Raw genomic sequence first — 11254 nt, 5'->3', positions numbered from 1 at the left:
CGCCACCCTGCCCGCCCCAACGGTGCATGTCACGCCGCCACGCCGTCCAAAACAGACCTTCTCAAACACGCTCTGAGAGCGTGTCGTCGGTTTCGTCTCCGGTACATCGAGGTGCCGGAGACGAAGCCGACGGCCAGTAATTGTTCCGGCACCGGAAGCGAAGAGACGTGTATCTGACGTACGACCAACGATCCCTGGATATTCAGTACTCGCCGAGTTCGTGCGTTCCGGACATCAACGTTTTCCTGCGCGAGTACGCGGAACGTAGCGCACTGGCGCGCGACCGGCTCGAGGTGCATTCCGGCATACGCTACGGCCCGCGCCCGGAGCAATTGCTCGACTATTTCCCGGCTGCCGGGGCGGGCGGAAACCTGCTGGTGTTCATCCACGGCGGGTACTGGCAGGAGTTGAGTCGACTCGAATCGTCCTTCATGGCGCTGGACCTGGTGCCGCGCGGCATCTCCGTCGCGGCGTTGGGATACGGCCTGGCCCCCCGGTACCGGCTGCCGGAGATCGTCGACATGGTCGCCGAGGGAGTGCGCTGGCTGGACCGCAACGCCGCGCAACTGCCGTCGAGCCCCTCGTCGATCTACCTGAGCGGGTGTTCCGCAGGCGCGCACCTGGCCGTCATGTCCCTGCTCGACGAGGTCGGTTGGCAGCGGCACGGGAAGCGTCCCGACCGGGCGGTGACGGGCGCGGTCCTGCTCAGTGGCGTCTACGATCTCGAGCCGGTGCGCCGGACGTACGTGAACGAGGTGCTCGGGCTGGATCCGCGCACGGCGCGGGAGTGCAGCCCCATGCACCGGCTGCCGTCGGCGTTGCCGCCGCTGGTCGTCGCGCGGGGGGAGAACGAGACCGACGAGTTCGGTCGGCAGCACCGGGAGTTCGTCGACGCCGTGCGGGCCGGCGGCGGCCGGGTGACCGACCTCGTCGTGCCGTCGCGGAACCACTTCGATCTGTCCTTCGATCTCGGTGTTCCGGGAACGCGGCTGGGTGATTCCCTTTCCGAAATGATGGGCGTCGACCGGTAGGTGGGCGTCGATGTGTGATTCTCATGGCGTTACCCACGATATTCACGGCCACCCATGCGGTGGTGATGCATTGCTCGGCGCTGCGGGCTGCTGTTAGGGTCGGTGTCAGGTGTCGGCGTTGATGTCGACAGTTAGTCCGGCATCAATCTCGCATCCCGCCCGTCGACGTATTTCGAACATTCCGCAGCGGAGTCGATAGCGCGCAAGGGAGCTAGAGAATGTTATCGGAGAACACCGACTGCGGCGCCGGGACGGATCGGGACGCCCTGCGCGCCGCGGTGTCCGAACTGCTCGGCATGGAGCTGACCACAGCGGACGACGACAGCAACCTGTTCGAACTCGGCCTCCAGTCGCTGCACCTGATGCGGCTGGCCAGCCGGCTCAACGCCACCGGCGCCGAGGTGACGTTCACCCAACTGGCCACCGACCCGCGACTGTCGGCCTGGGTCGAGTTGGTCGGCGTACCCGTGGCTGCGTCCGAGCCCTCGGCGTCCACCCCGCCGGTGCCCGACGTCGAGCGCCACGACCCGGACGCGGCATTTCCGCTGACCCCGGTGCAACAGGCATACCTCTTCGGTCGCTCGGGCGACCACGCGCTCGGCGGCGTCGGCTGCCACAACTACCTTGAGTTCGACTCGACCGCCGTGGACGCCCAGCGACTCGAACGGGCGGTCCGGGCGTTGCTGGCCCGCCATCCGATGCTGCGGGCGCGGTTCGACGAGGACGCTACCCAGCGGATCCTGCCGGAGTCCCCGTGGCCCGGGCTGACCGTGCACGACCTGCGCGATCGCAGCGCCGACGAGGCGGCGACCGCCGCGCTGGAGCTGCGGGACCGGCTATCCCACCGCATCCTGGAGGTGGGCCGGGGCGAGGTGGTCGACGTGCTGCTGACCCGGCTGCCCGGCGGGGTGGACCGGCTGCACTTCAACATCGACCTGCTGGCCGTGGACCTGGCCAGCTTCCGGGTGATGCTCTCCGACCTGGTCGCCCTGTACGACGACCCGGAGGCGCTCGGCGAGGTCGGCTACACCTTCGGCCAGTACCTCACCGAGCAGGCCGGCACCCGTGCCGACGAGCGGGAACGGGCCCGCCCGTACTGGCAGCGCCGACTGCCGACGTTGCCCGGCGGCCCGAAGCTGCCGCTCGCGGTCGACCCGGACGCGCTCACCGTGCAACGCTTCGCCCGTCGCTACTTCGACCTCACCGTGCCCGAGTGGCGGGAGCTGGAGCGTCGTGCCAACGAGGCGGGGCTGACGCCCGCGGCGGTGCTGGCCACCGCGTACGCCACGGTGCTGAGCCGGTGGAGCGGGGACGAGCACTTCCTGCTCAGCCTGCCGCTGTTCGACCGTGATCTCGACGTACATCCCGAGATGCCCCGACTGGTCGGCGACTTCTCCGGGCTGGTGCTGTTGGAGGTCGACCTCTCCGGCGACAGCTTCGCCGACCGCGCGCGCACGCTGCAGAGGCAGATGCACGAGGACATCGGGCACGCCGCGTACACCGGTGTCGACGTGCTGCGCGAGTTCACCCGCGCGGATCCGGAGGCACCCCGTGCGGCACCCGTCGTGTTCTCTGTGGACCTGTCGGCTCCGCTGATCCCGGAGGAGTTCGCCGCCCGTTTCGGCGAGCCGACGTGGATGATCTCCCAGACCCCGCAGATCTGGCTCGACCACCAGATCTACCGCACCGCCGACGGCACCGTACGCCTGGTGTGGGACGCTGTCGAGGCGCTGTTCCCCGACGGCATGCTGGACGCGATGCTGTCCGCGTACGAGACGCTGGTCCGCGACCTGCTCGCCGGCGCGTGGACGAGCACGGTACCGGAGATCGCCCTGCCCGAGGCGACCCGACGCACGCGGGCGGCGGTCAACTCGACCACCCGCACGATGACCGACAACCTGCTGCACACCCGGTTCTTCGCCGAGGCCGGCGCACGGGCCGGACGACCCGCGTTGCTCTGGGGCGAGCAGGAGGTGCTGCACCACGACGAACTCGCCGCGCGTGCCCTCCGCGTCGCCGGCGCGCTCGCCGAACGTGGCGTGGGCCGGGGATCGTATGTGGCCGTGCTGGCGCCCAAGGGCGTACCGCAGATCGTGGCCGTCCTCGGCGTGCTCGCCGCCGGTGCGGCGTACGTCCCGATCGGGGTGGACCAGCCCGCCGAGCGTCGCGCCCGCATCCTCGAACTCAGCGGCGTCCAGGTCGTCCTCGACGGCAGTGGGCTGCTGGATCCGGCCGGTGCGGCTGCCGAGATCCTCACCATCGAGGCCGCCGAGGCGGCCGAGCCGTTGGCCGCGCCGGTCTCCGCCGACCCCGACGACGCCGCGTACGTGATCTTCACGTCGGGCTCCACCGGCCTGCCGAAGGGGGTCGAACTCACCCATCGGGCGGCGGTGAACACCGTCGAGGACATCAACGAGCGGTTCGACGTCGGCCCGGCCGACCGTGTCCTGGCGGTTTCCGCGCTGGACTTCGACCTCTCGGTGTGGGACATCTTCGGTCTGCTCGCGGTGGGTGGCGCCGCGGTGCTGGTACCCGAGTCCGGCCGACGCGACGCCGCCGAGTGGCTGGCGCTGTGCCGTCGGCACGGGGTGACCGTGTGGAACACGGTTCCCGCCCTGCTGGACATGCTGCTCACCGCCGCCGACGACGCCGATCTGCCCGCCACGATGCGGCTCGCCCTGCTCTCCGGCGACTGGATCGGTCTCGACCTGCCCGGCAGGCTGGCCGGTGCGACCGACGGCCGGTGCCGGTTCATCTCGCTCGGTGGTGCCACCGAAGCGGCGATCTGGTCGAACTCCTTCGAGGTCGTCGAGGTGCCCGCCGACTGGCGGTCGATCCCGTACGGTGTGCCGCTGCGGAACCAGAAGTTCCGGGTGGTGGACAGCCGTGGCCGGGACTGTCCCGACTGGGTGCCGGGCGAGTTGTGGATCGGCGGTGCCGGGGTGGCGGTGGGCTACCGGGGCGACGCCGAGCTGAGCGCGCTCCGTTTCCCGCTGGTGGACGGCGAGCGCTGGTACCGCACCGGTGACCTGGGCCGGTACTGGCCCGACGGCAACCTGGAGTTCCTGGGCCGCCTCGACCAGCAGGTGAAGATCAACGGCTTCCGGGTCGAACTGGGCGAGATCGAGTCCTGCCTGACCGCGTACCCCGAGGTGGCCCAGGCCGTCGCCGTCGTCGTCACCGACGGTCGACGCGAGGTGGTCGCCGCGGTGGTCGAGCGTTCCTCGACACCGGACGTCGATCGTCCGGCCGCCGCGCCGGCTCCCGGGCGGCCCGGTGACGAGTTCCTGCCGCCGACGGGCACGCCGACCGGGGACGACCCGCTGCTGCTCGAACATCAGCTGGTGGAGGTGCTGCTGGCCGAGGTCGTCGCGTCGCTGGTCGAGCCCGGGAGCACGCCGTTCGCCGTCTGCGCCCAGCAACGGCCGGTCGTGGACGTCTGGTGCGACTACCTGGCGCAGCGCGACGTGCTGTCCCGGGCGTCCGGCGGGTTCGTACCCGCAGCGAGGTGGGCCGAGGTCACGGACGCGAACTGGGCCAAGCGGGTCCGGGAGAGCGCCCACGGCACGCGCCTGGCGCCGGTCGCGACCACTCTGGAGTACGCGGCGGCGCTCTACACGGCCATCCTCTCCGGCGACGCCGACGCCACCGCGTTGCTGGACGACCCGGTGCTGGCCCCGGAGGCGCTCAACGACCTGATGCCCGCCACCGCCGAGTGCCTCGCCGCGGTCGGCCACGACCTGAAGGAGCGCGGTGGCACGTCACCGTGCGCGGTGGCCGACTGGCAGACCGACAGCGGCCGGGGCGCGGCCCGACTGCTGGCGGCGCTGTCCGGGACGGCGGTCGACTACACGCTGCTCGGCGCGGCCCGGTCGACCCTGGCCAAGGCCGAGGCGTCGCTGCGTGAGCACGGGCACCGCGTCCAGGTGGCGGTGCAGGGCCCGGACGCGGTCGCCGCACCGCACGTGCACGCCTTCGACGCCGTGGTGGCGAACAACGTCCTGCACCGGATGTCCGACCCGGAGACCGCGGCGGCGACCATGGGGCTGCTGCTCGCCGACGGTGGTCGGCTCTACCTGCTCGAACGCGCCCACCCGACGCCGCTGGCGCTGGTCAGCGCGCTGCCACTGGAGGCGCGGGCGGGACGACTCGACGCCGACGGTCGAGCCGGCTGGCTCCACGGCCCCGACCGTTGGACGCAGGCGTTGGCCGCGGCGGGGCTGACCGACGTGCGGGTGCTGCGCACCGAGGCTACCGGCGAGATCCTGTTGACCGCCGACCGTCCCGCGACTGCGGGCGGGGTCGACCCGGACCGGGTACGCCGGTGGGCCGAGGAACGGTTGCCCGAGCACATGGTGCCGGCCCACATCGCCGTGTTGCCCGCGCTGCCGCTCAGCGCCAACGGCAAGGTCGATCGGCGGCGGATCCAGACGGTCCTCGAACAGGCCGTCGACCGACCACGCGACGTGGGCGCCCCGCCGAGGGGCGGCACCGAGATCTTCGTCGCCGAACGCTGGGCCAAGCTGCTCGGACTGGACGCGGTGGGCCGCGACGAGAACTTCTTCCGGCTCGGCGGTGACAGTCTGCTCGCCACCCGGTTCGTCGCCGAGGTACGCGGGGTGTGGGGCGTCGACCTGCCCATGCGTGACGTGATGCGGGCGGCGACGGTCGCCGGGCTGAGCGCGCTCATCGACGAGTTGCGGGACGCCAAGGGCGAGCCGCGACCCGCCGGCTGGGACACCGCCGAGGACTTCGAAGAGGGTGCGGTGTGAGCGCCAGCGACCTGCTCGACGAGTTCGCCAGTGCCGGGATCCAGGTCTGGCGGGAGGGCGAACAGCTGCGGTTCCGTGCTCCCCGAGGCAGCATGACCGACGAGCTGCTCGCCCGGCTGCGCGGGAGCAAGGCCGAACTGCTGGCCAGCATGTCCGACACCAGCGGCGACGCCGTCCACGGGCCCGATCCGGTGTGGCGGGACCACCCCCAGGAGCGCGACGAGGCGTTCCCGCTGACCGACATCCAGTCGGCGTACCTGTTCGGACGCAATCCGGCGTTCGCCTACGGCGGGGTCTCCTGTCACCTCTACCAGGAGTTCGAGTACCCGGCGGAGATCGATGCGGATCGCCTGCGGCAGGCGTGGGACGGCCTGGTACGCCGCCACGACGCACTGCGGACGGTCATCGACCAGGACGGCACCCAACGCGTGTTGCCCGCGCCGCCGGGCACCGGCATCACGGTGGTCGACCTGCGTGGGGCACCGGCCGACGCGGTGGGGGAGACGGTCGCCCGGGTGCGCGACGAACTGTCCCACCGGGTGCATCCCACCGGTGAACGGCCGATGTACGAGCTGCGCCTCACCCTGGCCGCCGACCGGAGCCTGCTGCACGTCTCGGTGGACTTCATGGCGTTGGACTGGCTCAGCCTGCAACGGGTGCTGGCCGAACTGGACCGCAGGTACCGGCAGCCGGACTGCGTCCTACCGCCGCTGGAGGCCACCTTCCGCGACTACGTACTGGCCGAACGCCGGCTGCGTGACACCGACCGCTACGCCCGGGACCGGGCGTACTGGTTGGAGCGGATCGACCAGCTGCCCGGCGCACCGGCCCTTCCCCTGCGCGACGACCAGGATCCGGCTGCCGGGCCGGCACGGTTCCGGCGCCTGGCGGCCACCGTCGACGACCGGGTGTGGCGGTCGCTGAAGGCCCGCGCCGCCGAGCACGGGGTCACTCCCGCCAACGCCGTGCTGGCCGCGTACACGGAGACGATCGCCCGTTGGAGCGGCAGCGAGCGGTTCTGTGTGGGGCTGCCGGTGCTCAACCGGATGCCGCTGCATCCGCACGTCGACCACCTGCTCGGCGACTTCACCTCGCTGAGCGTGCTCGCGGTGGAGCGCGCGCAGCGCACGAGCTTCGCCGAGCGGGCCCGCGCGCTCGGCGAGCGGGTCTTCGACGACCTCGACCACCGCCTGTTCAGCGGCGTGGAGGTGCTGCGCGAACTCGCCCGGCGTCGCGGACGGGACGCCGCGGCGGTGTTGCCGGTGGTGTTCACCGGGGCCGTCGGAGTCGGCGGCGGCGAGCCGTCGGTCGCCGGCCGCAAGCCGAGACCGGTGTACGGCATCAGCCAGACCCCGCAGGTGTGGATCGACTGCCAGGTGGGTGACCAGTTCGGCGGGCTGGACATGAACTGGGACGTCCGCGAGGGGGTCTTCCCCGATCATCTCGTGGACGAGATGTTCACCGCGTTCGTGGACCTGCTGCACCGGCTGGCCGCCGAGGACGCGTCGTGGGCGGCGGTCGACCCACAGCCCTTGCCGCAGGCGCAACGGGAACGCCGGGCCGCCGCGAACGCAACCGACGCGCCCGTGCCGGACGGCCTGCTGCACGAGCCGTTGGTCGACTACGCCCGCGCGCATCCGGACCGGGTGGCCGTCGTCGATGCCACCGGCTCGATGACGTACGGGGACTGGCTGACCCGCGCCGCCGGGGTCGCCGCCCGACTGCGCGCCGGGGGATGCCGACCCGGCGACCTCGTCGGCGTCCTGATCGACAAGTCGCGAGAGCAGGCCGTGGGCGTGCTCGGGGTGCTCCTCGCCGGTGGGGTGTACGTACCCGTGGACATCGCCCAGCCCGCCGTGCGTCGGGACCGCATCCTGGTCGACAGCGGTGCCCGGTTCGCGGTCGTCGCGGGCGCCCCGGTCGACCTGCTCCCGCCCGAGGTCACCGGTGTCGACGTGGCGGGGACGCCGCCGGTGCCCGTGACGGAGATCCCGGACGAACCCGGGCCGGAGCAGACCGGGCTCGCCTACGTCATGCACACCTCGGGGTCGACCGGGACGCCCAAGGGCGTGATGATCAGCCACCGGGCCGCCGCCAACACGGTGCACGACATCAACGAGCGGTTCGGTGTCACCGAGGCCGACCGAGTGCTCGGCCTCGCCGCGTTGAGCTTCGACCTGTCCGTCTACGACCTGTTCGGCCCACCCGCCCGGGGTGCCGCGCTGGTGCTGCCCGACCCGGCGCGTCGAGGTGACCCGTCACACTGGGCGGCGATGGTGGCCGCGCACGGCGTCACGCTGTGGAACTCGGTTCCCGCGCAGTTGCAGATGCTGATGCACTACCTGGACGTGGAGCCGGCCGACCTGTCCAGCCTGCGGCTGGCGCTGCTGTCCGGCGACTGGATCCCGCTGTCGCTACCCGGCCATGCCGCGCGGCACGTGCCCGGCGCCGAACTGGTCAGTCTCGGCGGGGCGACGGAGGCGGCCATCTGGTCGAACTACCACCGCATCCGGACGGTGCAGCCGCACTGGCGCAGCATCCCGTACGGGGTGCCGTTGGCGAACCAACGATTCCACGTGCTCGACTCCGCGCTGCGCGACCGACCCGACCTGGTCCCCGGCGAACTCTTCATCGCCGGTGTCGGGCTGGCCGACGGCTACCTCAACGACCCGGTCCGCACCGCCGAGCGGTTCATCCACCACCCGGAGACGGGGGAACGGCTGTACCGCACCGGTGACCTCGGTCGGTACCTACCCAACGGCGAGATCGAGTTTCTCGGCCGGGCCGACCAACAGGTCAAGATCCGTGGCCACCGGATCGAACTCGGCGAGATCGAGGCGGTGCTCGGCGAACATCCGGCGGTCGGCGGCTGCGTGGTCCTGGCGGCGGGCGACACCCTCGAACGCGCGCTGGTCGCGTTCGTGGTGCCGCAGCGGCCCGGCGGCACCGTCGACCCCGGCGAGGTCGTCGCCTGGGCGGCCGACCGGCTGCCCGCCTACATGGTCCCGGCGCGGGTACGCGTCGTCGAGGCGTTGCCGTTGACCGCGAACGGGAAGGTCGACCGTAAACGGCTGCTGGAGTCCGCGCCCACGCCGACCGCAGTGCCCGACGGGCGGTCCGAACCGCCCCGGCCGGGTGTCGAGCAGCGCATCGCCGACCTGTGGAGCGAGGTGCTCGGCGGCCAGCCAGCCAGCCGCGAGCTGGGCTTCTTCGACGCGGGCGGCAACTCCCTGCTGGCCGCGCGGTTCGTCGGCCAGCTACGCGAACAGCTGCCCGAGGCCGCCCGGTTCCCGTTCGACGTACTGCTGCGTGCCCTGCTCGACGAGCCCACGGTCGCCGGACTGGCGACGCGGTTGGTGGCGGAGACGACACCGGCCCCGGCGGTGGCCGAGCCGGCTCGGCGATCGGCTCTGGTCCCGCTCGGTGGCTCCGCCCAGGGGCCGGTGAGACTGCTCGTGCACGACGGCACGGGCAGCCTGACGGCGCTGCGGGCGTTGGCCGCCGGGCTCGGCGCGTCCGGGCCGGTCTTCGGGCTCGTCGCACCCGACGACGCCGTCAGCGCGGACAGCGACCCGGCCACGCTGGTCGAGCAGTTGGCCGTGCGCTACGCGGGCGAGATCCGGGCCGCCGGGTTCGACGACGTGGACGTGATCGGCTACTGCCTCGGCGCTTCGGTCGCCCTGGAGGTGGCTCGGGCGTTGAGTGAGGCCGGGACGACAGTACGCCTGACGGTCGTGTCCGGACAGCGGGTGCCGTACCAGGTGGACGACGGACTGGTGACGGACTACGCCTTCGGGCGGTCCGCCGGCATCGATCCGGCGGCCCTCGGTTGGCCCGCCGACGAGGCGACGGTGGACCGGGCGGTCACCACCGTACTGGCCGGATCGTCGGGCGTGGTGCCGGCGGGCGCGATGGCTTCGCTCGAAGGTGACGAGCAGCTGACCCAGGTCGCCGAGCGGTTCGGTGCCCTCGGTCGGCGTACCGTCGGCGAGCTGCACCGCGAGCTGCACGAGGCGGTCGCCGCGACGGACCCGGCGTGGGGTGGCCCAGCGCGGGTCGCCACGGCGCACGCCGTCTTCGGGCGGACCCTCCAGGCGGTGGCCCGGCACGAGCCCGAGCCGTACGCCGGCGACATCACCCTGGTGCGTCCCACGGCGGCCCGGGACCTGCTTCCCGGGGCTGGCGCCGAGGCGGCCCGCTTCTGGCCGGAGGTCTGTCTCGGCGAGCTGACCGTCGTCGACGTCCCCGGCGACCACGTCAGCTGCCTCCGACCGCCCAACGTGGCGACGGTGATCGCGGCGACGGTGGTGGACCAGTGAGCGACTCCCCGCCCCGGCCGATGCGGGTCGTCGTCTGCGGCACCCGGTTCGGTCAGGTCTACCTGTCGGCCATCGCCCGCGCGCCACAGCGGTACGAACTCGCCGGCATCCTGGCGCGCGGCAGCACCCGGTCGGTGACCCTGGCGAAGGAGTACGGCGTCCCGCTGTACTCCTCGGTCGCCGACCTGCCGCAGGACGTCGACGCCGCCTGCGTGGTGGTCTCGACCGCGGTCGGCGGCGGGCCGGGCGTCGAGCTGACCAAGGAACTGCTCGGCCGTGGTATCCACGTGTTGCAGGAACACCCGGTGCACCCGGCGGAGTTGGCGGACTGTCTGCGTACCGCGCGCCGCGCCGAAGCGCAGTACGTGGTCAACACTTTCTACCCGCACGTGGAGCCGGTGCGGCAGTTCATCTCGGCCGCCCGCACGCTGGTCCGGCTGCGCAAGCCGGTCTTCGTCGACGCGATCTGCGCGGTGCAGGTCTGCTTCGACCTGATCGACATCCTCGCGCAGGTCTTCGACGGGCTGCGTCCGTGGTCGTTGTCAGCCGTCGGTGACCGCGCCGGACGCCCGCTGGCCAGCGTGGACGGACAGGTCGCCGGGGTGCCGCTGACGCTGCGGGTGGAGAACCGGATGCAGGCGGGCGACGACAGTACGAGCCTGCTGCTGCACCGGATCACCGTGGGCACCGACGCGGGTAACGTGATGCTGGCCAACACCCATGGCCCGGTGCTGTGGAGTCCGGTGCTGCGCGCGCCGGCCGATCCGGAGGGGATCTTCCTCTCCGGATCGGCGGACGCGGACACGCGGTGGTCGGACGTGCTCGGACCCACCGCTGACTACGTAGGTGCGCCGCAGTCGCCCACCTGGTCGGGTGTGGTGCGTGAGCTGTGGGGGGACGGGGTGCTGACCGCCCTCGACGACCTGCGCGAACGGGTCGACTCGGGGGTCGACCCGTTGCGGGGCGGCCAGCGGCACCTGGCCGTCGCCACCGCCTGGAAGGAGCTGACCGAGGCCCTCGGCTATCCCGAGGTCGCCGTCCCGGACCCGGGCGACCCGCTGCGGGTCGCCGATCTTCGCACCGAGCCGGTCGCTGTTCGTCCACACCCTGCCGGTTCACCGTAGATCGGTGG

Annotated in this window: 4 protein-coding genes; all 4 read left to right on the top strand. The window is 72.1% G+C overall.

Features of this window, described 5'->3' with window-relative positions:
* Positions 1-167 precede the first annotated feature (167 nt).
* The 4 genes from FF096_RS18205 (at position 168) to FF096_RS18190 (ending at position 11246) form a co-directional block, all read left to right on the top strand.
* Entirely contained in the window at positions 168-1031 is an 864-nt protein-coding gene (locus FF096_RS18205; RefSeq protein ID WP_309223534.1) for an alpha/beta hydrolase, read from the top strand.
* A gap of 218 nt (positions 1032-1249) precedes the next feature.
* The gene (locus FF096_RS18200) at positions 1250-5803 is read left to right on the top strand and encodes a non-ribosomal peptide synthetase (RefSeq protein ID WP_155219913.1); all 4554 of its coding nucleotides are present in this window, start codon (positions 1250-1252) and stop codon (positions 5801-5803) included.
* A complete protein-coding gene (locus tag FF096_RS18195; protein WP_309223533.1) occupies positions 5800-10122 on the top strand; it encodes an amino acid adenylation domain-containing protein in 4323 nt (1440 codons plus the stop codon). The genes FF096_RS18200 and FF096_RS18195 overlap by 4 nt, the downstream gene beginning before the upstream one ends.
* The gene (locus tag FF096_RS18190; RefSeq protein ID WP_155219907.1) at positions 10119-11246 is read left to right on the top strand and encodes a Gfo/Idh/MocA family oxidoreductase; all 1128 of its coding nucleotides are present in this window, start codon (positions 10119-10121) and stop codon (positions 11244-11246) included. Before FF096_RS18195 ends, FF096_RS18190 begins: the two co-directional genes overlap by 4 nt.
* Positions 11247-11254 lie beyond the last annotated feature (8 nt).

It is taken from the genome of Micromonospora sp. CP22 (assembly GCF_009712475.1).
GTDB lineage: Bacteria > Actinomycetota > Actinomycetes > Mycobacteriales > Micromonosporaceae > Micromonospora.
This window is presented reverse-complemented; position numbering and strand designations above follow the sequence as displayed.